This is a genomic window from Pantoea sp. JGM49 (assembly GCF_018257655.1).
Lineage (GTDB): Bacteria > Pseudomonadota > Gammaproteobacteria > Enterobacterales > Enterobacteriaceae > Pantoea > Pantoea communis.
Map to the genome: position 1 here is coordinate 270,623 of NZ_JAERJM010000004.1, position 24,360 is coordinate 294,982.

The 24,360-nt window shown below is 53.4% G+C and carries 24 protein-coding genes; 12 read left to right on the forward strand and 12 right to left on the reverse strand.

Annotated features, from left to right (window positions below; all coding sequences use genetic code 11):
* Positions 1-91: 91 nt before the first annotated feature.
* Together JK231_RS09375 and pabB are read right to left on the reverse strand one after the other, a co-directional pair.
* Positions 92-661 (reverse strand): CoA pyrophosphatase, encoded by a 570-nt coding sequence (locus JK231_RS09375; RefSeq protein ID WP_097116881.1) that lies wholly within the window; start codon positions 659-661, stop codon positions 92-94.
* Positions 662-2,020: an aminodeoxychorismate synthase component 1 gene (gene pabB, locus JK231_RS09380; protein ID WP_211728426.1), complete on the reverse strand. Its 1,359-nt coding sequence runs from the start codon at positions 2,018-2,020 to the stop codon at positions 662-664.
* A 110-nt stretch (positions 2,021-2,130) separates the two neighbouring features.
* Between pabB and JK231_RS09385 the strand changes: the two genes are divergently transcribed.
* Entirely contained in the window at positions 2,131-2,316 is a 186-nt protein-coding gene (locus JK231_RS09385) for a YoaH family protein (RefSeq protein ID WP_034828730.1), read from the forward strand.
* Between the two features lie 12 nt (positions 2,317-2,328).
* On the opposite strand, the gene JK231_RS09390 is transcribed toward JK231_RS09385, so the two are convergent.
* Positions 2,329-2,673 carry a RidA family protein gene (locus tag JK231_RS09390; RefSeq protein ID WP_097116882.1) on the reverse strand — a complete coding sequence of 115 codons (345 nt, stop codon included), beginning with the start codon at positions 2,671-2,673 and terminating at the stop codon, positions 2,329-2,331.
* Positions 2,674-2,796: 123 nt separating this feature from the next.
* On the opposite strand from JK231_RS09390, the gene JK231_RS09395 reads away from it, so the two are divergent.
* The 5 genes from JK231_RS09395 to rnd all read left to right on the forward strand — a co-directional run bounded on the left by JK231_RS09395 (position 2,797) and on the right by rnd (position 9,218).
* Positions 2,797-4,707, forward strand: a complete 1,911-nt coding sequence (locus JK231_RS09395) for an ATP-dependent DNA helicase (protein ID WP_160869317.1) — start codon at positions 2,797-2,799, stop codon at positions 4,705-4,707.
* Between the two features lie 52 nt (positions 4,708-4,759).
* Positions 4,760-5,458: a tRNA (adenosine(37)-N6)-threonylcarbamoyltransferase complex dimerization subunit type 1 TsaB gene (gene tsaB, locus JK231_RS09400; protein ID WP_097116884.1), complete on the forward strand. Its 699-nt coding sequence runs from the start codon at positions 4,760-4,762 to the stop codon at positions 5,456-5,458.
* Positions 5,459-5,517: 59 nt separating this feature from the next.
* Positions 5,518-6,114 carry a Slp family lipoprotein gene (locus tag JK231_RS09405; RefSeq protein WP_034828738.1) on the forward strand — a complete coding sequence of 199 codons (597 nt, stop codon included), beginning with the start codon at positions 5,518-5,520 and terminating at the stop codon, positions 6,112-6,114.
* Between the two features lie 207 nt (positions 6,115-6,321).
* Positions 6,322-7,998 carry a long-chain-fatty-acid--CoA ligase FadD gene (gene fadD / locus JK231_RS09410; RefSeq protein ID WP_211728427.1) on the forward strand — a complete coding sequence of 559 codons (1,677 nt, stop codon included), beginning with the start codon at positions 6,322-6,324 and terminating at the stop codon, positions 7,996-7,998.
* A 98-nt stretch (positions 7,999-8,096) separates the two neighbouring features.
* The gene (gene rnd, locus JK231_RS09415) at positions 8,097-9,218 is read left to right on the forward strand and encodes a ribonuclease D (RefSeq protein ID WP_058959851.1); all 1,122 of its coding nucleotides are present in this window, start codon (positions 8,097-8,099) and stop codon (positions 9,216-9,218) included.
* 54 nt (positions 9,219-9,272) lie between these two features.
* On the opposite strand, the gene minE is transcribed toward rnd, so the two are convergent.
* Genes minE through minC form a run of 3 tightly spaced genes read right to left on the reverse strand, consistent with a single transcriptional unit; the run spans position 9,273 to position 11,108 of the window.
* The gene (gene minE, locus JK231_RS09420) at positions 9,273-9,548 is read right to left on the reverse strand and encodes a cell division topological specificity factor MinE (RefSeq protein WP_034828741.1); all 276 of its coding nucleotides are present in this window, start codon (positions 9,546-9,548) and stop codon (positions 9,273-9,275) included.
* Between the two features lie 3 nt (positions 9,549-9,551).
* On the reverse strand, positions 9,552-10,364 hold the full coding sequence (gene minD / locus JK231_RS09425; RefSeq protein ID WP_034828743.1) for a septum site-determining protein MinD: 813 nt from the start codon (positions 10,362-10,364) through the stop codon (positions 9,552-9,554).
* A gap of 33 nt (positions 10,365-10,397) precedes the next feature.
* Positions 10,398-11,108: a septum site-determining protein MinC gene (gene minC / locus JK231_RS09430; protein WP_034828744.1), complete on the reverse strand. Its 711-nt coding sequence runs from the start codon at positions 11,106-11,108 to the stop codon at positions 10,398-10,400.
* A gap of 153 nt (positions 11,109-11,261) precedes the next feature.
* On the opposite strand from minC, the gene JK231_RS09435 reads away from it, so the two are divergent.
* The 3 genes from JK231_RS09435 to JK231_RS09445 all read left to right on the forward strand — a co-directional run bounded on the left by JK231_RS09435 (position 11,262) and on the right by JK231_RS09445 (position 12,976).
* Positions 11,262-11,537: a YcgL domain-containing protein gene (locus JK231_RS09435; protein ID WP_058959843.1), complete on the forward strand. Its 276-nt coding sequence runs from the start codon at positions 11,262-11,264 to the stop codon at positions 11,535-11,537.
* A 267-nt stretch (positions 11,538-11,804) separates the two neighbouring features.
* Positions 11,805-12,464, forward strand: coding sequence for a fumarylacetoacetate hydrolase family protein (locus JK231_RS09440; RefSeq protein ID WP_034828748.1), 660 nt, complete (start codon positions 11,805-11,807; stop codon positions 12,462-12,464).
* Positions 12,465-12,529: 65 nt separating this feature from the next.
* Entirely contained in the window at positions 12,530-12,976 is a 447-nt protein-coding gene (locus tag JK231_RS09445; protein WP_034828749.1) for a YcgN family cysteine cluster protein, read from the forward strand.
* Positions 12,977-13,015: 39 nt separating this feature from the next.
* Here the strand turns inward: JK231_RS09445 and dsbB are convergent, their stop codons facing one another.
* On the reverse strand, positions 13,016-13,549 hold the full coding sequence (gene dsbB / locus JK231_RS09450; protein WP_097116888.1) for a disulfide bond formation protein DsbB: 534 nt from the start codon (positions 13,547-13,549) through the stop codon (positions 13,016-13,018).
* 316 nt (positions 13,550-13,865) lie between these two features.
* Here dsbB and fadR point away from each other — a divergent pair, with 316 nt between their 5' ends.
* Positions 13,866-14,585 (forward strand): fatty acid metabolism transcriptional regulator FadR, encoded by a 720-nt coding sequence (gene fadR, locus JK231_RS09455; protein WP_034828755.1) that lies wholly within the window; start codon positions 13,866-13,868, stop codon positions 14,583-14,585.
* A 37-nt stretch (positions 14,586-14,622) separates the two neighbouring features.
* On the opposite strand, the gene JK231_RS09460 is transcribed toward fadR, so the two are convergent.
* On the reverse strand, positions 14,623-16,158 hold the full coding sequence (locus tag JK231_RS09460; protein WP_097116914.1) for a SpoVR family protein: 1,536 nt from the start codon (positions 16,156-16,158) through the stop codon (positions 14,623-14,625).
* A gap of 501 nt (positions 16,159-16,659) precedes the next feature.
* Between JK231_RS09460 and JK231_RS09465 the strand changes: the two genes are divergently transcribed.
* Both JK231_RS09465 and dadX read left to right on the forward strand, forming a co-directional pair.
* Positions 16,660-17,961 (forward strand): D-amino acid dehydrogenase, encoded by a 1,302-nt coding sequence (locus JK231_RS09465; protein ID WP_034828758.1) that lies wholly within the window; start codon positions 16,660-16,662, stop codon positions 17,959-17,961.
* Positions 17,962-17,982: 21 nt separating this feature from the next.
* The gene (dadX, locus tag JK231_RS09470) at positions 17,983-19,053 is read left to right on the forward strand and encodes a catabolic alanine racemase DadX (protein WP_097116917.1); all 1,071 of its coding nucleotides are present in this window, start codon (positions 17,983-17,985) and stop codon (positions 19,051-19,053) included.
* On the opposite strand, the gene JK231_RS09475 is transcribed toward dadX, so the two are convergent.
* The 4 genes from JK231_RS09475 to JK231_RS09490 all read right to left on the reverse strand — a co-directional run bounded on the left by JK231_RS09475 (position 19,046) and on the right by JK231_RS09490 (position 24,240).
* Complete coding sequence (locus JK231_RS09475) at positions 19,046-20,239, reverse strand: multidrug effflux MFS transporter (RefSeq protein WP_211728428.1); 1,194 nt, start codon at positions 20,237-20,239, stop codon at positions 19,046-19,048. The two genes, dadX and JK231_RS09475, sit on opposite strands and share 8 nt — an antisense overlap.
* Positions 20,240-20,357: 118 nt before the next feature.
* On the reverse strand, positions 20,358-21,824 hold the full coding sequence (gene wbaP / locus JK231_RS09480; protein ID WP_058959838.1) for an undecaprenyl-phosphate galactose phosphotransferase WbaP: 1,467 nt from the start codon (positions 21,822-21,824) through the stop codon (positions 20,358-20,360).
* 377 nt (positions 21,825-22,201) lie between these two features.
* Positions 22,202-22,435, reverse strand: coding sequence for a DUF1480 family protein (locus JK231_RS09485; RefSeq protein WP_034828766.1), 234 nt, complete (start codon positions 22,433-22,435; stop codon positions 22,202-22,204).
* A gap of 77 nt (positions 22,436-22,512) precedes the next feature.
* Positions 22,513-24,240, reverse strand: coding sequence for a potassium/proton antiporter (locus tag JK231_RS09490; protein WP_038646621.1), 1,728 nt, complete (start codon positions 24,238-24,240; stop codon positions 22,513-22,515).
* Between the last annotated feature and the right edge of the window lie 120 nt (positions 24,241-24,360).

Genomic DNA, 24,360 nt, shown 5'->3' on the forward strand with positions numbered 1-24,360 from the left:
TAAACTAATTATAAGCCACAGAAATAGTTATCCCATTCTGCGGTTGTAAAGTGGATCGAGTTTATGGCGGAAGTAACATGCAGCGCGGAACTCAGGGAAGGGCGATTTGCTGACTTAATGCCCGAATAATACCGGCGGTCATGCCCCAGATAAAATAATCCTCATACCACGATAACCACACCTGATGCTGACGATGACCACGGCGCAAGCTGAGTCCACTGTAGCGACTGAGACGCAGGGCTTCTGCCAGCGGCATCGCGAAGGTGCTTTCCACTTCGTCAGGATTAATATTGAGAGGCAGGTCCGCTGGAATAATGCCGACCACCGGCGTGACGGCAAAACCGGTGCTGCTGGTCACGGGCGGTAACACACCCACGACGCTAACCTGAGCGGGGTGAATGCCGACTTCTTCTTCGGCCTCACGCAGTGCAGTGTGGATCAGCGAATCATCCGTTGCATCCTGCATGCCGCCGGGGAACGCGACCTGGCCCGCGTGTTTCCGCAGGTGTGATGAGCGACGCGTCAGCAGTAAACCCGGTTCAGCACCGTCGATCACCGGTACCAACACGGCCGCTCGCCGCCCGCTGATAACGCTTTTGGGCGCACTCACAGGGGGTTGCATGACAAAGCGGTTCAGGAACTGGTCGAGCGTCAGGCTCATTTAAACCTCGCCGCTCAGGCTGGGCAAGATACGATTGACCTTGTGGAAGGTCTCCTGATATTCCAGCTCCACATCGCTATCCGCCACCAGGCCACCGCCCGCCGCACAATAAAGATGCTGATTTTCAGCGATTAACGTGCGGATAGTGATGCTGGTATCCATGCGACCACACAGGCTGATGTAACCGATGCTGCCGCACCAGGCGTTGCGGCGCTGCGGTTCCAGTTCCTCAATAATCTCCATCGCGCGAATTTTTGGTGCACCGGTAATGGAGCCGCCGGGGAAACAGGCGCGCAGGAGATCGGTTGCGCCGAGATGTTGAGGTAGTCGCGCTCGTACTGTGCTCACCAGATGATGCACCGCCGGGAAAGGTTCCACTACAAACAACTCAGGGACGCTAACGCTACCAGGTTCTGCCACGCGGCCAATGTCATTGCGCAGCAAATCGACAATCATCAGGTTCTCGGCGCGATCTTTTTCCGCATGGCCCAGTTTCTCAGCCTGCAAGCGATCGGCTTCTGGATCGGCTAAGCGTGGCAAAGTGCCTTTGATCGGACGGGTTTCAATCCCCTTTTGCTGTAACGAGAGAAAGCGTTCCGGTGACAGACTGAGAATGACGCTTTTAGGTAAGCGGATAAAAGCACTGAAAGGCGCACGGTTGTCGCGGTTGAGTCGTAAAAAGGCCAGCCACTCGTCGCCGTGATAGCGAGCCTGAAAGCGTTGCGCCAGATTCACCTGATAGCAATCACCGGCCTGAATGTAATGTTGAACCTGTGCAAAACGCGCGGCATATTCATCAAAACTGAGGTTTGACTGCCAGTCGCTGGTTAGCGCAAAAGCTTTAGGCTGCGGAATCGCCTGCGCCTGCAGCCACTGCCAGCGTTGCCCGGCATCGGTGAGTGAAATCAGGGTGAGTTTTTGCTGATGATGATCCGCGATCAAAGCCCAATCGTAGATGCCGACTGCCATATCCGGCGTTGTCAGATCCTGCTCAGCGCGCTGCGGTAAGATTTCAAAGCGGCGTCCCAGATCATAACCAAACAAACCCAGCGCGCCGCCCTGGAAAGGCAGATCAGCATCAAACAGTGGAGTCGCGCCCAGCATTTCGCACTGTTGCTGCACCAGGTGCAGTGGATCATCGGCGGAGAGGATCACCTTGCCATCACAGTCGATTTCCGTCATCTCGCCGCGCGTGGTAAGCGTGGCACGGGGATCCGCCGTTAAAATGTCAAAACGATTATCGGCATGGTCGGCATGGCCTGAGGTGAGCAACATCGCCCAGGGACGATGAGCAAGCGCAGAAAAACGGTGCAACAGCGCATCCGGCGTATACTTCAGGTTAAGGGTTTTTACGATCATCGGGCTAATTAATCCAACAAGCAGGCGCGTAGCCTGGCACATTTTTTTGTCGCTGGCACCTGTTTGTTCCTCATGGAATAATGCGTCCCCTTTTGCACCAGGAGCAAATAATGTTTACAGGTCTTCCGGCTTTATCTCATGAACAGCAGCAGCAAGCTGTGGAACGTATCCAGGAATTGATGGCGGGTGGCATGGCGAGTGGTCAGGCGATTGCGCAAGTGGCACACGAGATCCGTCAGAGCTATCAGGGTGAATCGATTCGGGCGATGTTCGAAGACGACGAAGAAGACGAATAACGCCCGAAAGGGTTACAGTGCGGCGATGATTTTGATTTCCACTTTGTACTTCGGATTCATCAACTCGGCTTGCACGGTGCAACGCACTGGCGCGTTGTCAGGTGAAACCCACGCATCCCATGCACGGTTCATGGCCGGAAAGTCAGCTTTATCGACCAGGAAAATTGTGGCATCAAGAATCTTACTTTTGTCTGATCCGACTCGGGTCAGAATCGCGTCAATCACCGCCAGCGCGTTGGCGGTTTGCGCTTCGGCATCGTCATCCAGATTTTCTGGCACGCTGGTGTAATAGACGGTCTGGTTATGCACAACGGCTTCTGACATGCGGGGTGCGGGATCAATACGCGTAATGGTCATGGTGTTCTCCTGTAATTTCGCTGCGCTAGCCTGCCATATCCAGTAGGGCGCTGTCATCTGTTGTGGTCGCCTCAGGGGAATCCTGACATAATTACAGTGTTTTTGACCAATCGGTGAGGATGTGTGGCAGACGATTTTGCAGCAGATGGCGCGCTGGCGCAGGCTATTCCAGGTTTCAAACCGCGTGCCGCGCAGCGTGAAATGGCGCAAGCGGTCATGGAAGCGGTGAAGAAGGGCGGTGAGCTGGTGGTCGAAGCCGGCACCGGTACCGGTAAAACCTATGCCTATCTGGCACCCGCATTGCGTGCGAAAAAAAAGGTCATTATCTCGACCGGATCCAAAGCACTACAGGATCAGCTGTATAACCGCGATTTGCCCACCATCGCTCGTGCCCTGAAGTTCAGCGGTAAAACTGCCCTGCTGAAGGGGCGTTCCAACTATTTATGCCTCGAACGTCTCGAACAGCAGAATCAAACCGGTGGCGATCTCACCGTGCAGGCGCTCGGGGATTTAATTAATGTGCGCAGCTGGTCAAATCAAACTTCGGATGGCGATGTCAGCAGCTGTTCCGGCGTGGCCGAAGACAGTCCGATCTGGCCCTTTGTCACCAGCACTAACGATAACTGCCTTGGCAGCGATTGCCCGCTCTACAAAGATTGCTTTGTGGTGAAAGCGCGTAAAAAAGCCATGGATGCCGATGTGGTGGTGGTGAACCACCATCTGTTCCTTGCCGATCTTGTCGTGAAAGAGGGCGGATTTGGCGAGCTGATTCCTGAGGCTGATGTGATGATCTTCGATGAAGCGCATCAGCTACCCGATATCGCCAGTCAGTACTTTGGTCAGCAGCTTTCGAGCCGCCAACTGCAGGACCTCGCCAAAGACATCATTATTGCCTATCGCACTGAGGTGCGCGACGTGCAGCAGCTACAGAAATCAGCCGACCGTCTGGCACAGTGCGCCCAGGATTTCCGTTTAACGCTCGGCGAGCCGGGTTTTCGCGGCAATCTGCGTGACCTGCTAAGCGACAACAACATCATGCGCATGTTGACCCTGCTGGATGATGCGCTGGAGCTTTGCTACGACGTGATTAAATTGTCGCTGGGGCGCTCGGCGTTGCTGGATGCGGCGTTTGAGCGCGCCGCGTTATATCGCACTCGCCTTAAACGTCTGCGCGCCATTGATGAACCCGGCTTTAGCTACTGGTATGAATGCACCAGCCGCCACTTTACGCTGGCGTTAACCCCGCTATCGGTCGCAGAACGTTTTCGTGAAGTGATGGATAACCGTAAAGCGGCGTGGGTATTCACCTCCGCCACGCTGGCGGTGAATGAGCAGATGAGCCACTTCTCCAGCCGATTGGGCGTCGACAAAGCCACCACCATGATTCTCGACAGTCCTTTCGATTACACCCAGCAGGCGCTGTTATGTGTGCCTCGCAATATGCCGGAACCCAATCAACCCGGCGGTGCCCGTAAGCTGGCACAGATGATGAAACCGCTGATCGATGCCAATAAAGGACGCTGCTTCTTCCTCTGTACTTCGCACAAGATGATGCGCGAACTGGCCGCCGAATTCCGCGCCTCGATGACTTTGCCGGTGTTGTTGCAAGGAGAAACCAGTAAAGGCCAGCTGCTGAAGCAGTTCCTTGAGGCCGGTAACGCCTTACTGGTAGCGACCAGCAGTTTCTGGGAAGGCGTTGATGTGCGAGGTGATGCGCTGTCATTGGTGATTATCGATAAGCTGCCGTTTACCTCGCCGGAAGATCCGTTGCTGAAAGCGCGCATGGAAGATTGTCGCCTGCGCGGTGGCGATCCCTTCAATGATGTGCAACTGCCGGATGCGGTGATCACCCTGAAGCAGGGTGTCGGCCGTTTGATTCGTGATACTGACGATCGTGGCGTGCTGGTGATTTGTGATCAGCGTCTGGTGTCGCGTCCGTATGGCGGATTGTTCCTCAACAGTCTGCCACCTACGCCGCGTACCCGCGATTTGCAGCGCGCCATCGCTTTCGTCCGCCAGCCAGAGAAGCACTAATTTGTGCCAGGCTGTGTTAAGATGCGCGCCATTTTGACTTTCAGAGGTTGTTATGTCCGCCCGAATTTTAGCTCTGGACACGGCGACAGAAGCCTGTTCTGCCGCGCTGCTCAATCAGCAGCAGATCGATGCCCGCTTTGAAATCGCCCCGCGCGATCACACCCAACGCATCTTACCGCTGGTACAAGAGCTGTTGCAGTTGCAGCAGTTGGATCTGACCGCGCTTGACGTGCTGGCGTTTGGCCGTGGGCCAGGCAGTTTTACTGGCGTGCGCATTGGCATTGGTATTGCGCAAGGGCTGGCGTTGGGTGCGAACTTGCCGATGATCGGCGTCTCTTCTCTCGCGACTATGGCTCAGGGCGCATGGCGCTTAACCGGCGCTCAACGCGTGCTGGCTGCCATCGACGCGCGCATGGGCGAAGTTTACTGGGCCGAATATCAGCGTGATGCTAACGGTGAATGGCAAGGTGCGGACTCGGAAGCCGTTTTGAAACCCGAAGATGTGCAGGCGCGCATCGGCCAGCTAAGCGGCGAGTGGGCAACGGTCGGCACCGGCTGGGCGGCTTATCCGCATCTGTTAAGCTCGACGGGCGCAACCTTAGTGACCACAGAAGTAACGCTGCCAGCAGCGGAGGATATGCTGCCGCTGGCATTGAGTGCCTGGCAGCGCGGTGAGTCGGTGGCGGTGGAGAATGCCGAGCCGGTTTACCTGCGTAATGAAGTGGCATGGAAAAAGTTGCCAGGCCGTTAAGCGCCACGCAACTATTCCGTAAGCGCCCAGTCTAACTGAGAAATAACAGGAGAAGTGCTATGCCAATAAGTCGTAAAGGGATGTCTGGCGCTCTGTTAGCCTGCGCGCTGTTGCTCAGCGGCTGCGTTTCGGTGCCAGATTCCATTAAAGGGAGTTCTCAACTTCCACAGCAAGATTTATTACGCGTGATGAATGCGCCTCAGCTGTATGTCGGCCAGGAGTCACGTTTTGGCGGTAAAGTGGTGAAAGTCACCAATCTGACGGGCGTGACGCGCCTGGAGATCGCCACCCAACCGCTGGATGACAGTGCGCGGCCGCGTTTAGGTTCCGCATCGGTTGGGCGTATTTTCGCCGACATTCGCGGTTTTGTTGATCCGGTGGATCTGAACAATCAGTACGTTACGGTACTGGGGAATATCAAAGGCACCGAAAAAGGTGAAATTGGTAAAGCCAGCTACAACTTTGTGGTGGTGGATGTCCGTGGCTATCAGCGCTGGCACCTGACTCAGCAGGTGATGACGCCACCGCAGCCTATCGATCCCTGGATTTGGTATGGGCCAACGCGTCGTCATCCGGGTTACTGGGGGCCTAATCCTTATTGGGGGATGAACATGAATACCGGTCCCGCGCAGGTGGAAACTATCCTGACCGAATAATTCATCTTCATTATTTGACGGCCCGGTCGCGGTGCTCGCGACCGGGCTTTTTTATTGGGCGCGCAACCGATGCGCGAAATTTAGTGATGCGCTTCGCAACCTGAAAATGCCGAAACAGGCAAACTGGTACAATCAGTTAAAATATTGTTAACAACACTGATTGCAGAGGCGGCGATGGCTACGCAACAAGAATATCGGGGTGATTCTTTGAATAAGGTTTGGCTTAAACGCTATCCGGCAGATGTTCCTGCGGAGATTAATGCGGACCGTTATACCTCTTTGGTCGAACTTTTCGAGCACGCAGCATTGCAGTATGCCGATCAAACGGCGTTTATTAATATGGGTCAGCCGATGACTTACCGTCAGCTGGATAAGCAAAGTCGCGACTTTGCGGCCTGGCTGCAACAAGGGTTGGGCCTGAAGCAGGGCGACCGCGTGGCGCTGATGATGCCAAACTTGCTGCAATATCCGGTGGCGCTGTTTGGCGTGCTGCGTGCGGGTATGGTGGTGGTCAACGTTAACCCGCTCTACACGCCGCGTGAGCTGAAACATCAGCTGAATGACAGTGGCGCCAGCGCGATTGTCATTGTGTCCAACTTTGCCCACACGCTGGAAAAAGTCGTCGCGGAAACACCGATCAAGCACGTGATGCTGACGCGCATGGGTGACCAACTTGCCCCGGTCAAAGCCACGCTGGTCAATTTCGTGGTGAAGTATGTTAAGAAGCTGGTGCCGAAATACCATCTGCCGGGTGCGGTGCCATTCCGCAGCGCACTGCAGCAGGGCGCGCAGATGACTTACCAGCGTCCGACGCTGACTAACAGTGACCTGGCATTCCTGCAATACACCGGCGGCACCACCGGCGTCGCCAAGGGCGCGATGCTAACTCACGGTAACATGCAGGCAAACCTGGAGCAGACCAAAGCCACCTATGGCAAACTGCTGCGTGCGGGCAAAGAGCAGGTGGTCACGGCACTCCCGCTCTACCATATCTTTGCGTTAACGGTAAACGGCCTGCTGTTTCTCGATCTCGGCGGTACCAACCTGCTGATCACCAATCCGCGAGATATCCCCGGTTTTGTCAAAGAGCTAAGCAAATTCCCATTCACCGCCATTACCGGCGTCAATACGCTGTTTAACGCGCTGCTCAACGACGAAAACTTTAATAAGCTCGATTTCTCCACGCTGCGTCTTTCTGCTGGCGGCGGCATGGCCGTGCAAAAGGCCGTGGCCGAACGCTGGGAAAAACTCACCGGGCATTATCTGCTCGAAGGTTATGGTTTGACTGAATGTTCACCACTGGTATCGGTCAATCCGTATGACATCACCTGCCACACCGGCAGTATCGGTCTTCCTGTACCCTCCACGGATGTGCGTATCGTCGATGACGAAGATAACGATGTGGCGCCAGGCGAACCGGGCGAACTCTGTATTCGTGGTCCACAGGTGATGGTCGGTTACTGGCAGCGACCGGATGCCACCGAAGAAGTGTTGAAAAATGGCTGGCTGCACACCGGTGATGTTGTTACCGTTGATGGCGAAGGTTTTATTCGCATCGTCGATCGGAAGAAAGACATGATTCTGGTGTCAGGCTTTAACGTGTATCCTAACGAAATCGAAGATGTGCTGATGCAGCATCCGAAAGTGCGCGAAGCCGCCGCAATCGGTGTTCCCAGCGACCTTTCCGGCGAAGCGGTGAAAGTGTGCGTCGTTAAAAAGGATCCATCACTGACGAAAGAAGAAGTGCTGGATCATTGCCGCCGTCAGCTCACCGGCTACAAAGTGCCGAAGATTATCGAGTTTAGAGATGAGCTGCCGAAGACCAACGTGGGCAAAATTTTGCGCCGCGAATTGCGTGACGAGGCGAAGCGAGAAGGGCAGTAAGCTGCCTTTCTCTCCAGGTTAACGCCGGCTCAGTCCGGCGTTTTTATTGCTTTTAACATGGAGCGCTGCGCGAAGTGTGCCGCAGCGAGAATGAATACGTGAATTACACCCTGATCGACCAAAACAGCCAGCTGGCTGCCGTGTGCGAACAAGCGCGCCAGCATAATGCCGTTGCGCTGGATACTGAATTCGTGCGCACGCGCACTTACTATCCGCAGTTGGGTCTGATCCAGCTGTTCGATGGTGAACAACTGGTTCTGATCGATCCGCTCAACATCAGTGACTGGACGCCGTTCATCGCACTGCTGCAAGACAAGCAGGTGACGAAGTTCCTGCACGCCGGTGGCGAAGATCTTGAAGTTTTCTTGCATCGTTTTAAATGCCTGCCTGATCCGATGATCGATACCCAAATCCTGGCGGCCTTCGCTGGGCAGCCGCTGTCATGGGGCTTCGCTTCGATGGTTAATCACTTTAACCAAATTGAACTGGATAAGAGCGAATCCCGTACTGACTGGCTGGCGCGCCCGCTCACTGAGCGTCAATGCGACTATGCCGCAGCAGATGTCGCTTATCTTCTGCCGATTGCCCATCAGTTAGTTGAGCAGACGCAAGCCGCAGGCAACATGGCTGCTGCGCTGAGCGAATGCGATAATCTTTGCCAGCGTCGTCTTGACGTTTTACAGCCAGAGGATGCATGGCGCGACATCACCAACGCATGGCAGTTGCGACCGCGCCAGTTGGCAGCGCTGCAACGCCTGGCGGCATGGCGTTTGAACATCGCCCGTCAGAAAGACATGGCCGTGAATTTTGTGGTGCGTGAAGAGAATCTGTGGAAAGTGGCGCGCTTTATGCCGGGTAGCCTGGGTGAGCTCGATCATTTGGGCCTGAACGGTCACGAGATTCGCTTCCACGGGAAAGCGATGGTGGCGCTGGTGGCGGAAGCTCAGGCTCAGGATGAAGCGACCTTGCCACAACCGTTGCCCAATCTGATTGACCATCCGCATTACAAACAGGCATTTAAAGCTATCAAAGCGCTGGTGTTACAGGTAAGCGAAGAGACGGGTTTCAGTCAGGAGCTATTGGCTTCACGTCGCCAAATCAATCAGGTGTTAAGCGTATACTGGGGCTTGAAAAGCGGATGCCGTACACCAGAATTACTGACTGGCTGGCGTGGTGAATTGCTGCAAAAGCGAATCGACGAGATCCTGCAGGCGCTATAAGCGGAATGGTTTCCCCTGCGCACAACGCAGGGGAAAATCAGGAACCCGCTACAATCATTTAGGAACGTCTTCCGTCTCCGTCTCCGGCAGTGTGACGTTGAGTTCCAGGATGGAGATATCGTCCCCTTTCTGATCCAGCTGAACGGTCACCATATCCGGGTCAATTTTCACGTACTTACAGATCACTTCCAAAATATCGCGCTTCAGTTGCGGCAGATAATGGGGCTCACTGTCGCCCCTTCTGCGCTCGGCTACGATAATTTGCAGCCTTTCCTTGGCTATGTTGGCTGTGTTCTTCTTACGGGATAAAAAGAAATCTAATAATGCCATTGGTTATCCCCCGAACAGGCGTTTCAGGAAACCCTTCTTCTCTTCTTCAATAAAGCGGAAGGGGCGTTCTTCGCCAAGCAGGCGATCTACGGTATCAGCGTAAGCTTTACCGGCGTCAGAGTTAGCGTCGAGAATGACCGGCTCACCCTGGTTAGAAGCACGAAGTACTGACTGATCTTCCGGGATCACACCCACCAGTGGTATACGCAGAATCTCCAGCACGTCTTCCATGCTCAGCATGTCGCCACGCGTCACGCGGCCTGGGTTGTAACGTGTCAGCAGCAGATGCTCTTTCACCGGGTCCTGGCTATTTTCAGCACGACGCGATTTAGAAGAGATAATGCCGAGGATGCGGTCGGAGTCACGCACGGAAGAGACTTCCGGGTTGGTGGTGATAATCGCTTCATCCGCAAAGTACAGTGCCATCAACGCACCGGTTTCGATCCCCGCAGGGGAATCACATACGATGAAGTCGAACTCCATCGCGGCCAGGTCGTTTAATACTTTTTCCACGCCTTCGCGGGTCAGCGCATCTTTATCACGTGTTTGTGAAGCAGGCAGGATATAGAGTTGCTCCGTGCGCTTGTCACGAATCAGTGCCTGGTTCAAGGTTGCATCGCCCTGGATGACGTTGACGAAGTCATAAACCACACGGCGTTCACAGCCCATGATCAGGTCGAGGTTACGCAGACCGATATCAAAATCGATCACGACAGTTTTCTTGCCCTTCTGCGCTAAACCGGTTGCGATGGCCGCGCTTGACGTGGTCTTGCCAACGCCCCCTTTACCCGATGTAACTACAATGATGCGTGCCATAAATGTTGATTTCCTTAACGAAAGAAAAGGGGCCTAATAAAGTGTCTGAATGGTGAGCGCGCCCTCTTTAAGGCACAGGCGCGCGGCTTTACCAAAAAATTCCGCCGGAATCTGATCCATGATCCAGTATTCCCCGGCAATAGAGACCAACTCGGCTGCGAGGTTGGTACAAAAAATCTGGCTGTCACGTTCGCCACTGGCACCCGCCAGCGCACGACCACGCATCATGCCGTAAATATGAATATTGCCGTCTGCCACCAGTTCGGCACCGGCGCTGACGCTGTTGGTGACGATAAGGTCGGCATTCCGTGCGTAAATTTGTTGGCCTGAGCGCACTGGCGTATTGATGATGCGGGTTTTGCTGGCGGTTTCAGCGACCGGCGCCAGGATAGGCGGGGCTTCTTCAACCACTGGCGCTTCCGCACGCTTGCGATTCTCTTTGCCTTCTGACAACACCGGCAAGCCTGCACGGGCAATCATCTTTTTCAGGGCTTCATCTTTACAACCGCTGACACCGACAATGCGTAAACCGGTGGCGATGACCGCCTGCTGCATCTGTTTCCAGTTGATGTCACCGTTCAGTGCTGACACGTTGAGCACCACCGGTGCATTCTGCAAAAACGCAGGTGCCTGGTCGATTTTGTCCTGCAGCGCCTGACGAATCACCTCGGGTTGCGAATGGTGCAGATGAACCACTGACAGGGTAAAACTGCTTCCCTTGAATTCGATTGGCGTTTGCGACATCTGTCCTGACTCAGTCCTGTTTTACGACCCTAAGATGTACGCCGATAAAATCGTCATTAACATCAAACGGTCAATATTCGAAGTTCTGCAAGCATGTTATAGTTACTGCTATATTCAGGCAAGTGACGCCATAGGTTAATTCGAGTAAAAAATATGTTTTGTGTGATCTATAGAAGCCCGCAACGTGAACAAACTTATCTTTATGTTGAAAAAAAAGACGATTTTTCGCGCGTTCCGGAAGAACTGCTGCGTGGCTTTGGTAAACCCCAGCTAGCAATGGTGCTATCACTGGACAAACGCGACAAACTGGCTAATGCAGATATCAATAAAGTTAAGCAAGGTTTGAGCGATCAAGGCTATTATTTACAGATCCCACCACCGGTTGAAAGTCTGCTCAACATTCATCTTGATCAGAGTAAAAAAGTTTAATTCGGATTCATCTGTAAATATTCCCTGTAAAAATCCTCAGTGTTATTTGCATTAATTATTCGCCCGCTTTAAAGCATTATTGCGGGCAATAATTCCAGGTTGTGATCCTGTTTGTTGCGTATGATTAACGACTTTTGACAATTTCCGCCACGTCTGCTGCCATAAAACCGCTAATATAATCCTCCTCAGCTTGCCGCGTTCCGGCACTGAACCTGACCTATCCGCCAGTCAGACTGGCATCAAACACTACTAATGCAGGGGAACAGCATGTATCAGCATCGTAACTGGCAGGGCGCTTTGTTGGATTATCCCGTCAGCAAAGTGGTTTGCGTGGGCAGCAACTATGCGAAGCACATCAAGGAAATGGGCAGTGCCACGCCGACAGAACCGGTGGTGTTTATCAAACCGGAAACGGCGGTGTGCGATCTGCGCCAGCCGCTTTCGATTCCAGCCAACTTCGGCGAAGTGCATCACGAAGTGGAACTGGCGGTGCTGATAGGCTCCACGCTGAAGCAGGCAACGGAAGAGCATGTGGTGAAAGCGATTGCCGGATATGGTGTGGCCCTGGACCTGACGCTGCGTGATGTGCAGGCGGGGCTGAAAAAAGCCGGTCAGCCGTGGGAAAAATCCAAAGGGTTCGATAACTCTTGCCCGCTGTCAGGTTTCATTCCAGTTTCTGAATTCAGCGGCGACCCGCAGGATACTGAACTGAAGCTAGTGGTGAATGGCGAAGTGCGCCAGCATGGCAGCACGGCGGATATGATTCACAAAATCCTGCCGCTGATTGCTTACATGAGCCAGTACTTTACGCTGCGCGCCGGCGATGTGATCCTGACGGGCACCCCGGAAGGTGTCGGGCCAATGCGATCTGGCGATAAACTCGAAATCTCGCTGGCCGGTCACGGAATTACCACCCGCGTACTGTAAAACTTGCATCACCGCACCTAACCCTTTATAAGGTGCGGTCTTATTGCACAACCCGGACCGCGATCATGACTGAACAACCTTTCTGGCAGACAAAACGCCTTGACCAAATGGACGATGCAGAGTGGGAATCACTGTGCGACGGCTGCGGCCAGTGCTGCCTGAACAAGTTGCAGGATGCGGATACCGATGAAATCTATTTCACCAATGTGGCCTGTAATCAGCTGAATATTAAAACCTGCCAGTGTCGTAACTATGAGCGACGGTTTGAGTACGAAGAGGACTGCATCAAGCTCACGCGTGAAAACCTCACCACCTTTAACTGGCTGCCGCGTACCTGCGCCTATCGTCTGTTAGGCGAGGGCGGGACTTTACCTGCCTGGCATCCACTGGTGGCCGGTTCGAAAAAGGCGATGCATGCGCAGCGTATCTCGGTGCGTTACATTGCGGTGCGGGAAAGTGAAGTACGCGACTGGGAAGATCACATTATCGATCGACCCGACCGTAACGGTTGACGTGAAAACAGGCAGCGAGAGCTGCCTGTTTTATTTTGATTAACGGCTAAACAGATCGCGGCGTTTTGGCTTAAACGGCTGGGCAATCAGCACCAGTGCGCCAACCAGCAGATACGCGGCAAAGATGACGATCATCCATTGTGGCATGCTCCAGGTCAGGAATGTCCAGCTGCGTTCGGCACAATCACCGCTGGCGACAAATACTGATGGCAGCCATTTATCCAACGGCAGCCAGGTCGGGAAGCGTGCGGCAAAGTCACAAGTAACAAACGGATTCGGGTGCAGCTGAATATTTGTATGTTCAATCGCAAGCATTAATCCCTTATAAGCGCTGTAAAGCCAAATCAGGATAGCGGCCCAGCGCAGTGGCAGGGATTTCGGGGCGAACGCGCCAACGATACCTGCGCCCATGACGCCAAACAGCGCACAACGTTCGTAGATACACATCACGCAGGGTTTCAGTCCCATGACGTGTTGAAAGAAGAGTGCAGTCAGTTCAAAAGCCAGTGCTGTCAGAGCCAGCAATAACCATGCCCCGCGTCCTCGTGAGCATTGATTCAAATATCGCAACATATTGCTTATCCTGTAACCATTAATGCTTCGCAGTGTAAACCAAAAGCGTAACCGTGCCAGCCAGGTAAGGGGAAAAAATCATGTACAAAAATGACTTAAGCCTGATCCAGGCCATAAAAAGCGCATTTACTGATCAAGCGGAGGTGGCAGAAGGTCCATACCACGCAAACGAGTGCGTTGCCGTCTGACCGGTTAAAAACACCGCTGAATTTTGCTCCAGCGCGCGCTTTTAATAGGTTGTCAGTCTATTTCCGCTATAGCCGCTCTGGTATGATGAGTGCCATTACGACAAAGAAAGCAATGAGAAATAAATGCTATGGTGATTAAGGCGCAAAGCCCCGCAGGATTTGCTGAAGAGTATATTATTGAAAGCATCTGGAACAGTCGCTTTCCGCCGGGGTCTATTCTGCCTGCTGAACGTGAGCTTTCTGAACTGATTGGCGTTACACGCACTACGCTGCGTGAAGTTTTGCAACGTCTGGCACGCGATGGATGGTTAACCATTCAACATGGTAAACCCACGCGCGTGAATGATTTCTGGGAAACCTCCGGTCTAAACATTCTCGAAACGCTTGCCCGCCTCGATCACGATAGCGTACCGCAGTTGATTGATAATCTGCTGTCGGTGCGTACCAATATCGCATCGATTTTTATTAGCCGCGCACTGCGCCATCATCCGGACAAAGCGCGCGAGGTGCTGGAAACTGCACTGAGCGAAGAGGATAAAGCAGAAGCCTACACCGAACTGGATTATCGCGTGTTCCGTGGTTTGGCCTTTGCCTCCGGTAACCCGATTTATGGTTTGATCCTGAACGGTTTGAAAGGGCTGTACACCCGCGTGGGGCGCCACTACTTCTCTAATCCCGAGGCGCGTCAGCAGGCTCGTAGCTTCTATCGTCAACTGGCGGATTTGTGCAGTGCGAATCCCACGCAGGACCAGATTGTCGATACGGTACGTGAGTATGGTCGTCGCAGTGGAGAGATCTGGCACAGCATGCAAAAAAGCATGCCCGATGATTTAGCCAGCAAGCGCTAAAAGAAAACCGGACTTTAACAGTCCGGTTTTTTTATGTTTACAGTGCGGGTCCACGTGTTGGCGAGCGGTCCAGCAGCTCAACGCTGCCATCTTCGTTCTGTTGTTCCAGAATCACATCGAAACCCCACAACCGATGCACATGCTTCAGCACTTCGCGGCGGCTTTTATCCAGCGGCGCACGTTGCTGTGGCACGTAGCGTAAGGTCAGCGAACGGTCACCGCGCAGATCCACATTATAGACCTGAATGTTAGGCTCCAGATTGCTCAGGTTGTACTGTGCTGACAGCTGCTGGCGGATGGCACGATAGCCTGCTTCGTCGTGGATCGCGGCAATTTCCAGGAAGTTATTGCGATCGTCATCCATTACCGTAAACAGGCGGAAGTCGCGCATCACTTTGGGTGACAGGAACTGGCTGATGAAACTCTCATCTTTAAACTCGCGCATGGCAAAGTGCAGCGTTTTTAGCCAGTCGGAACCCGCAATATCCGGGAACCAGTAGCGATCCTCTTCCGTCGGTGACTGGCAGATACGCTTGATATCCTGGAACATGGCGAAGCCCAAAGCATAAGGGTTTATGCCGTTATACCACTGGCTGTTATACGGTGGTTGATACACCACATTGGTGTGGCTGTGCAGGAACTCCATCATAAAGCGTTCCGACACTTTCCCTTCGTCGTAGAGATGGTTGAGGATGGTGTAATGCCAGAACGTCGCCCATCCTTCGTTCATCACCTGCGTCTGTTTCTGCGGGTAGAAATACTGGCTGACCTTGCGCACGATGCGCAGCACCTCGCGTTGCCAGGACTCCAGCAGCGGGGCGTTTTTTTCCATAAAGTAGAGTAAGTTTTCCTGCGGTTCCGAAGGATAGCGCGCCGCTTCCACGTGCACAGACTCCTTCTCTTTACGCGGCAGGGTGCGCCATAAGGTGTTTACCTGGCTTTGCAGATACTCTTCACGGCTTTTTTGCCGCGCTTTCTCTTCCTGCAGCGAGATCTTTTGCGGACGTTTATAGCGATCCACGCCGTAGTTCATCAGAGCATGGCAGGAGTCGAGCAACCGCTCCACTTCTTCGACGCCATATCGCTCTTCACAATCGGTGATGTAATTACGCGCGAATAACAGGTAATCGACGATGGAGCTGGCATCGGTCCAGCTGCGGAATAAATAGTTATTTTTAAAGAAAGAGTTGTGCCCATAGCACGCGTGCGCCATCACCAGCGCCTGCATGGTCATGGTGTTCTCTTCCATTAGATAGGCAATACAAGGATTGGAGTTGATGACGATCTCGTACGCTAAGCCCTGCTGGCCATGTTTATAGCGTTGTTCGGTTTCAATGAATTTTTTACCGAACGACCAGTGGGCGTAGTTAATCGGCATACCCACGCTGGAGTAGGCATCCATCATTTGTTCGGAGGTGATGACTTCGATTTGATGCGGATAGGTATCAAGCCCATAGCTTTTCGCTACACGGTCAATTTCTGCCAGATAAACATCAAGCAGTTCAAAGGTCCAGTCGGGTCCATCACTGAGTCGTTTACTGCTCCGGGTTGGCTCGTCAAAGATTGTCGTCATAGCGCACCTCTGTTTTGCAAGCGGCAGGCAACGGAGTGTCACCTGTCACGATCGTTTAAGGCTTCATCCTGAGAAAGACAGCCCAATAAAACTGAGCGAACACTTCAATGATAGTCCACTGTCGCTTATCCGAAACCGGAACTCAATCGAATTCTTTTGGCAGAAAATCATTCAAAAATCGTCGCTTAAGTCATTACTGATGACAACTGTTGGTTTTTATCTAAGTTGCAGAATAAAGTTCTGTTTATAAGTGCATTGTATGACTGCGGCGCTTTCTCCTGAAAAAAGAGAAAAGCACTCCCTTGCGCATAATAAATTGCTGATTAATGGTTTTATGGCATAAAAAATCCTGATTTTTGCACTAGCTCATGATTTCTGTGTGCAGGAAGGTGAAAAACATGTGAAATATGTCTGTCGAATATAAGATAAGAAGTGCTGTCTGGTTATGCTGATTCAGGCAGCATTCATAGTTGATTATGCTTTTGCCGCGGCGAGGGGCTTATGCGCGTAGTGATTCTTGGAAGTGGTGTCGTGGGAGTGGCGAGTGCCTGGTATTTGGCGCAGGCTGGACATGAGGTGACGGTCATTGATCGCCAGCCGGGGGCCGCGCTGGAAACCAGTGCCGGCAACGCTGGCCAGATCTCTCCAGGTTATGCGGCGCCCTGGGCGGCACCGGGCGTGCCACTGAAAGCGGTAAAATGGATGTTCCAGCGTCACGCGCCATTGGCCGTCCGCCTCGATGGCAGCAAGTTCCAGCTGGAATGGATGTGGAACATGCTGCGTAACTGTGACATGCGCCATTATCAGGAAAACAAAGGACGCATGGTACGTATCGCGGAATACAGTCGTGATTGCCTGAAAGCATTGCGCGCCTCGACCGGTATCGCCTATGAAGGCCGGCAGGGTGGCACCTTGCAGTTGTTCCGCACTCAGCAGCAGTTTGAGAGCGCCAGCAAAGATATTGCCGTGCTCAAAGAAGCCGGCGTGCCATACGAACTATTGGAAGCACACCAGCTCCACAGCGTTGAACCGGCGCTGGCCACGACCGCACACAAACTGACCGGTGGGCTGCGTTTACCGAACGATGAAACCGGAGACTGCCAGCTGTTTACGCAGCGCCTGGCCGAGATGGCAGCCGCTGCGGGTGTCACCTTCCGCTATGACACTCAGGTTGATCAACTGCTGCGTGAAGGGAATCGCATTTACGGTGTGAAGTGTGGTGATGAGGTGGTTAAAGCGGATGCCTATGTGGTGGCCTTTGGTTCCTACTCGACCGCGTTACTGAAAGATATTGTCTCAATTCCGGTTTATCCGCTTAAAGGTTATTCCCTCACCATTCCGATTAAGAATCCCGACGCTGCGCCGGTGTCCACCATCCTCGATGAGACCTACAAAGTGGCGGTCACGCGCTTTGACGATCGCATTCGCGTGGGAGGCATGGCGGAAATTGTTGGTTTTAACACCAAACTGACGCCTGCACGACGTGAAACGCTGGAGATGGTGGTCAGCGATCTCTATCCTGAAGGCGGTTTTGTTGAACAGGCCACGTTCTGGACAGGATTGCGTCCGATGACGCCGGACGGCACGCCGATTGTCGGGCGTACGCCGCTGTCCAATCTCTATCTCAACACCGGTCACGGAACGCTGGGATGGACCATGGCCTGTGGTTCCGGTCAGCTATTGGCTGATTTGATTTCCGGTCAGAAACCGGCGATTGCCGCAGACGATTTGTCAGTACTGCGCTACCTGCCGGGTTTCGAACCCCATTCATCGCCGTTGCGTAACGCTAACGCGGCGCGTTGAGACCTCAGGGAGAGCACAAGCATGTCACGTCCTACTGGCGCCACCATTAACCAACAGGCGCTGCGCCACAATCTGGCGATTGTACGGCAGGCTGCACCACAGTCGCGGGTTTGGTCAGTGGTCAAAGCCAATGCATACGGGCACGGTATCGCGCGTGTCTGGCAAAGTCTGGCAGAGACCGATGGTTTCGCGCTGTTGAATATGGAAGAAGCGATTCTGTTGCGTGAGCAGGGTTGGAAAAAACCGATTCTGTTGCTGGAAGGTTTCTTCCATGCGGAAGATTTGACGCTGATTGATCGCTATAGATTGACTACCAGCGTGCACAGCAACTGGCAGATTCAGGCGCTGGCCAAAGCTTCACTTTCTGCGCCAGTTGATATCTATCTGAAGATGAACAGCGGCATGAATCGTCTGGGTTTCCGTCCGGAACAGGTGCAGGCTGCGTGGCAGAAACTGCGTGCGTTGCCCAACGTCGGCGAGATGACGCTGATGGCGCATTTTGCGGACGCGGAAAATCCGGAAGGTCTGATCGAGCCGATGAAGCGCGTTGAACTGGCTGCCGAAGGTTTGGATTGCCTACGCTCGCTCTCCAACTCTGCTGCCACCTTGTGGCATCCAGAAGCGCACTTTGATTGGGTGCGCCCAGGCATCATTCTTTATGGCGCATCGCCGAGTGGTGACTGGCAGGACATTGCCAGTACCGGATTGCAGCCGGTAATGACCTTAAACAGTGAAATCATTGGTGTGCAGCAACTCAGTGCTGGCGATGGTGTGGGCTATGGCTATCGCTATCACGCTACGTCCTCGCAGCGTATCGGAATTGTGGCCTGTGGCTATGCCGACGGCTATCCGCGTCATGCGCCAACCGGCACGCCGGTGAGCGTCGACGGAATTCGTACCCAGACGCTGGGCGCGATCTCCATGGATATGATGATGATTGACCTCGAACCTTGTCCGCAGGCTGGGATTGGTTCCAAAGTGGAACTGTGGGGCAATCAGGTGAAAATCGATGAGGTGGCGAAAGCTGCCGGCACGGTGGGTTACGAGCTGATGTGTGCGCTCGCGCCCCGTGTGCCGGTTGAGGTTATTTAAGCGCGGTCACGCTGCCGTGCATCTTCTTACTGCAGCGCCAGGCAATCAGGGCCAGCGCTGCACCTAAAAGCATCATTAAGGCCAGTGAGGATTTCTCGGCGACCGGTAACGCGACAATCATCAGGCTGCCACCTGCGCCGCAAGCCATCTGAATAAAGCCCTGCAATGCCGCGGCAACGCCGGCCTGCTGCTGATACGGCTCTAATGCGTAGCTGGTGGCGGGGCCAACGGTAAAGGCCAGTCCCGCAACCGACACCGCCACTGGAATCATATACAGCGCCCAGTGTGTCTGCCATACGGCAGGCAACAGCGTCATTCCCGCCAGCAGCAGAATGGCACCCATCAGCATGGTGACGAAGCCCATCGCCAGGCAGAAAGGGCGTCCGGCTTTACGGATGGTCTTATTCACAAACGCACTCACCAGCATGATCCAAAAGCCGTTAGCACCAAAGGCAAAGGAGAATTGCAGGGGCGTCAGACCCCCTTCCGTCATCAGCACGTGGGGTGCCAGTGACACATAAGTCAGCACCATGCCGAGCGCGCCCGCATTGGCAAAGGCGAAGGCAAGAAAACGCGGTTCACGTGCAATAGACGCGTACTGCGCCAGCGGCAATCCTTTAACTCGCAGCGTATCGGCAGGACGGGTTTCCGGCAGGCAGAACACCACGATCAAACCAATCATGGCAGCATAGCCACACAGGAACCAGAAGGGCGCACGCCAGCCATAGGCTTCAGCAAGGATGCCGCCCAGCAGTGGCGCCAGTGCCGGCACAATATTCAGTGCACCATTCAGGAAACCATAGGCGCGTGCGGCTTCATCACCGCTTAAACGATCGCGCACGCCACTGAAGGCCACCACAGCACTGCAACAGACCGCGCAGCCCTGAATCAAACGGGCGAGGAAGAACACCGGCCATACGGTGGCGGTCGCAGCCACAGCGCTACCCACGATATAGAGTGCCAGGCCAATCAGCGCAATCGGCTTACGGCCAAAATTATCCACCAAAGGTCCGGTCACCAGTTGGCCGATGCCCATCACCAGTAAGAACAGCGGAATGGTAATCTGAATCAAACTGACCGGGCTGTTCAGGCCTTCAGCGATTTGCGGCAGAGTGGGAAGGTAAAGATCGATGCCGAGCGGTGCCAGCAGCACCAGGCTTAAAAGCAGCAGGGTAAATTTTTGCATCTGAAACCAGAAACGTCCTGTTAAACAAGCGGGAAGGGTAATGACTTAGCCGGGAAAAAGAAAGGAATAAAAAAGCGATGTCTGCTGGACCAACACAGACATCGCCTCGAGGGTAGGATCAGTAAGCGCCGTCACGGCGTAACACTACGCCTGCGGTTTTGAACAGAATGGCAATATCGGTCCACAACGCCCAGTTCTTCACATACCAGGAATCGAAATAGACGCGGGTGTCGTAGTCGATGTCGTTACGACCACTCACCTGCCACAGCCCCGTCATGCCTGGTTTCGCCATCAGGTAATAATCGACATCCCCTGCGTAGCGTTCCAGCTCAGCTTCGATAACCGGACGTGGTCCCACCAGACTCATCTCACCACGAATCACATTCCACAACTGCGGCAATTCGTCGAGACTGGTTTTACGCAGGAAGCCGCCAATTTTGGTGATGCGTGGATCGTTCTTCAGTTTGAAATCACGATCCCATTCGGCACGCGCTTCTTCACTGGTCGCCAGCAGGTTTTGCAATACTTCCTGGGAGTTAGTGACCATCGAACGGAACTTCAGGCATTTAAACTTCACACCGTCTTGCCCAACGCGTTCATGTCCATAAATGGCATTGCCGCCATCACGTTTCACCATCGCACACAGCAGACCAAATACCGGGGCAAGGAACAGCAGCAACAGTGATGCCACCACGATATCGAAAGTACGCTTGAGGAAGCGGGATGAGCGTTTCGCCAGATTGTTGCTGACGCGCAGGATCATCACTTCGTGGCTGAAGATGAATGACATATCAGTGCCATACAGCGGCACACCGCGCAGGGTTGGAATCACGGAGATGGAGCGGCACTTCATTTTGGACAGGAACTTCAGCCATTTATCGCGCACCACCTGCTGTTCAAACTCAGTGGCGACGATAAATTGCGTGTTGTCGCGATCCATCGTTTGCCAGTTGATGTCTTTCCAGGTGATCACGGGTACACCATTCACGTTCTCAGGGTGGTGCTCATCTTCCAGTGAGATGAAAGCCTGGACGTTGTAGCCGAGGATTTCCTCACTCTGCAGGGCTGCATAAGCTTCCATGGCATTCTTGCCTGAACCAATGATGATGGTCTCTTTCTGCCACTGACCTGCGCGGTTAATGGCACGCTTGACCACCGCACGCATCAGCGGCAGCAGTAGCAGTGCGTAAGTCCAGCTAAACACCCAAACCATGCGCGAAAAATCCCACTTGGAGAAGGCAATCAGCGCCAAATCCAGCAGCGAGAAGACGAACAGGGTTTTAACAATCTCTTTTAACTCGAACCAGAACGGTTTGCGGTAAGTGTAATGACGCATGCGCACCCAAAACCACGCGGTGCAAAGTACAGAAAGCCCTAATTGAGCGATGAAGCGGTACTCAATCTGCTGCGGCGGAATAAAGGTGTCCAGTTCTCCCCAAATACCCTGAACGGTTGCTGCAGATAAAAACAAAGCCAGATTCAGAGCAATTAAATCCGAAAAGCTTAAAGCGACTTTTGCGATGAGATTTTTACGCAATCCGCTCCACGAGCGGGTTGCATCATTCATTACCAATGTACTTGCCATAAAACCTGCTCTCTTTTCTTAAGTAAAAGATGGCCTGACCAGAATCAAGTACGCGCTCAGGAGTTGTCCACCGAAAATAAAAAGAAATAATTTTTCAGTGCGATATAAGTCAATGCTGCCATAAGCGCTGCATGGAAAGGGCCGTTTGAGACGTGATGTACGTCACGAAAAGCTGCAGCAACGTTTAAGAGTATGCAGGAGTTATTTGACAGAGTTAATATGGAAATAGTCTTAAAAGGAAATAAATGCTGCGTGAAATAGTGAGTTAGCTAATTGAAATACAAGGTTAAAACTAAAAAAAACACAGATAGAACGCTTCATTTTAAGACTGCTTTTAGGAATGACCGCCATACGAAGCGGATGGCGGCGGGGGTACATCAGGCGGGTTTTTTTAATACCCAGCGGTCTTGTTGCTTGTCATAGTGTCCGATCTGCAGATCGACGGGCTCGCCATCAATCCACGCCGGCACGCTGGTTTCATGATCCCAGCCATCGAGTTGGTAACTCAGGCCGGGGTTGGTATTGCAGGGAATGCTGATGGTATCGAGCTTTTCAGCATTCAGTTCTGCATCAACGATCTCGTAACGACCAATCTTTACCACGTGTCCCATGCGCTTCTCCCGTTTGTGCTGGGTGGAACAGTGATCATAGTCGCTCACGCGCAGTTTTGGCGTATTCGCGGTTAGGATTACTCCTTGTCTTCCATGACACGTACGCCAATTTTAACGATTTGGTTGTCCTCTTTCTCCGCCACGGTCCAGGTCAATTGGTTCCACTCCACCTGATCGCCCACCACCGGTGTACTGCCCAGCAGGCCCATCACCAGTTGACCGAGGGATTGCTGATCGTTGGTGGTTTCATCAAGTTCCAGCCCATAAATTTGCGCCACATCGCGTAAACGTGCCTCGGCATCCAGAATGAAGTCACCAAAGAAGCGTTGATCGAGCGCGACGGGTGGAGACTGACTGAACATTTTACCCAAAGCGGGCAAATCACGTTCACGTCCAATCACACATAGCACATCGCCCTCTTTAAGGCGCGTGCTACCGTTGGGATGCATCAGCGCGTTATCGCGGAACAGGGCAGCGATGCGCGTTTCGCGTGGCATCTGCAAATCACGCAGCGCGGCTCCAATACACCATTTATCAGCACTAAGTTGGTAAACAAACTGCTCCCAGGGGTTTTCAGGGTGGATGTCCAGTCCGACGCGGCTGATAGGTGATGCAGTAGGGGGAACCACCACTTTGGCGCGTTTGGCCGCATAGCCCAGTGAGGTGCCCTGCAGCATCAACGACACGAGAACCACGAAGAAGGCGATGTTGAAGTAGAGCTTGGCGTTTTCCAGCCCGGCCATCATCGGGAACACCGCGAGGATGATGGGTACTGCGCCACGCAGGCCAACCCAACTGATAAAGATGCGTTCGCGGCCGGTAAAACCTTTAAATGGCAACAGGCCCACCAGAATTGAAAGCGGACGCGCCACCAAAATCAGCCAGAGAGATAAAATCATGGCAGGAACGGCGATATGCCACAAATCAGATGGCGTCACCAGTAAGCCGAGCACGATAAACATGCCGATCTGACTCAACCACGCCATACCATCGAAGGTTTGCAGAATACCGTGACGGTTGCGGATCGGGCTGTTACCCAGCAGATAGCCACACAGGTAAACCGCCAGAATACCGCTGCCTTCCATCACCGTCGTCAGTGCAAACACAATGATGCCGCCACTTAACGCCAGCAGGGGATAGAGACCTTGCGCCAGATTGATACGGTTAATCAGTTGCTGTAGTGCCCAGCCGCCGCCCAGCCCCAGTACAATACCGAGACCGAACTGTTGCACCAGATGTACCACAAACATCCAGCTTAAGCCTGACTGGCCTTGCTGGATCATGTCAATCAGCGTGATGGTCAGGAATACCGCCATGGGATCGTTACTGCCGGATTCAATTTCCAGCGTGGAGCTGACACGTTCGTTAAGCCCTTTATCCCCCAGCAGCGAGAAGACGGCGGCGGCATCGGTGGAACCGATAATCGCGCCAATCAGGAAACCTTGCATCAAATCGAGTTTAAAGAGCCAGGCTGCAGCCAAACCGGTCAAACCGGCGGTTATCATCACACCGACCGTGGCGAGTGATAATGCGGGCCCCAGTGCCACCTTGAATGAGCTGGCTTTGGTGCGCATGCCGCCATCCAGCAAAATAATCGCCAGCGCGAGGTTAGAAACCAGATACGCCACCGGGTAGTTGTCAAAAGCGATGCCGCCAATCCCATCAACGCCGGTCAACATGCCTAACGCAAGGAAGATTACCAGAATAGGGATGCCAAGCCGTGACGAGAATGAACTCAGAAGAATACTTGCTGCGACCAGCACGGAACCAATAATAAACAAACTGTAAATCATGCTGGCATTCAACGGCGTTCTCCTGCGGTACGAGCGGAAATGACAAACTGCGGGGGATTCACACAGACAAGGTGAAAAGATAATGCCTTATCAATAGCTTGTCAGCGCTTAATTGCATATTTTTTCAATCTG

Bases quoted from the DNA above. Each gene is read 5' to 3' on its own strand.
- minD (WP_034828743.1), bottom strand. From the start codon at position 10,364: ATGGCACGCATCATTGTAGTTACATCGGGTAAAGGGGGCGTTGGCAAG.
- JK231_RS09405 (WP_034828738.1), top strand. From the start codon at position 5,518: ATGCCAATAAGTCGTAAAGGGATGTCTGGCGCTCTGTTAGCCTGCGCG.
- fadR (WP_034828755.1), top strand. From the start codon at position 13,866: ATGGTGATTAAGGCGCAAAGCCCCGCAGGATTTGCTGAAGAGTATATT.
- JK231_RS09435 (WP_058959843.1), top strand. From the start codon at position 11,262: ATGTTTTGTGTGATCTATAGAAGCCCGCAACGTGAACAAACTTATCTT.
- tsaB (WP_097116884.1), top strand. From the start codon at position 4,760: ATGTCCGCCCGAATTTTAGCTCTGGACACGGCGACAGAAGCCTGTTCT.
- JK231_RS09485 (WP_034828766.1), bottom strand. From the start codon at position 22,435: ATGGGACACGTGGTAAAGATTGGTCGTTACGAGATCGTTGATGCAGAA.
- wbaP (WP_058959838.1), bottom strand. From the start codon at position 21,824: ATGGCAAGTACATTGGTAATGAATGATGCAACCCGCTCGTGGAGCGGA.
- JK231_RS09465 (WP_034828758.1), top strand. From the start codon at position 16,660: ATGCGCGTAGTGATTCTTGGAAGTGGTGTCGTGGGAGTGGCGAGTGCC.
- JK231_RS09445 (WP_034828749.1), top strand. From the start codon at position 12,530: ATGACTGAACAACCTTTCTGGCAGACAAAACGCCTTGACCAAATGGAC.
- dadX (WP_097116917.1), top strand. From the start codon at position 17,983: ATGTCACGTCCTACTGGCGCCACCATTAACCAACAGGCGCTGCGCCAC.
- JK231_RS09385 (WP_034828730.1), top strand. From the start codon at position 2,131: ATGTTTACAGGTCTTCCGGCTTTATCTCATGAACAGCAGCAGCAAGCT.
- JK231_RS09390 (WP_097116882.1), bottom strand. From the start codon at position 2,673: ATGACCATTACGCGTATTGATCCCGCACCCCGCATGTCAGAAGCCGTT.
- JK231_RS09475 (WP_211728428.1), bottom strand. From the start codon at position 20,239: ATGCAAAAATTTACCCTGCTGCTTTTAAGCCTGGTGCTGCTGGCACCG.
- JK231_RS09460 (WP_097116914.1), bottom strand. From the start codon at position 16,158: ATGACGACAATCTTTGACGAGCCAACCCGGAGCAGTAAACGACTCAGT.
- JK231_RS09375 (WP_097116881.1), bottom strand. From the start codon at position 661: ATGAGCCTGACGCTCGACCAGTTCCTGAACCGCTTTGTCATGCAACCC.
- dsbB (WP_097116888.1), bottom strand. From the start codon at position 13,549: ATGTTGCGATATTTGAATCAATGCTCACGAGGACGCGGGGCATGGTTA.
- JK231_RS09440 (WP_034828748.1), top strand. From the start codon at position 11,805: ATGTATCAGCATCGTAACTGGCAGGGCGCTTTGTTGGATTATCCCGTC.
- minC (WP_034828744.1), bottom strand. From the start codon at position 11,108: ATGTCGCAAACGCCAATCGAATTCAAGGGAAGCAGTTTTACCCTGTCA.
- minE (WP_034828741.1), bottom strand. From the start codon at position 9,548: ATGGCATTATTAGATTTCTTTTTATCCCGTAAGAAGAACACAGCCAAC.
- pabB (WP_211728426.1), bottom strand. From the start codon at position 2,020: ATGATCGTAAAAACCCTTAACCTGAAGTATACGCCGGATGCGCTGTTG.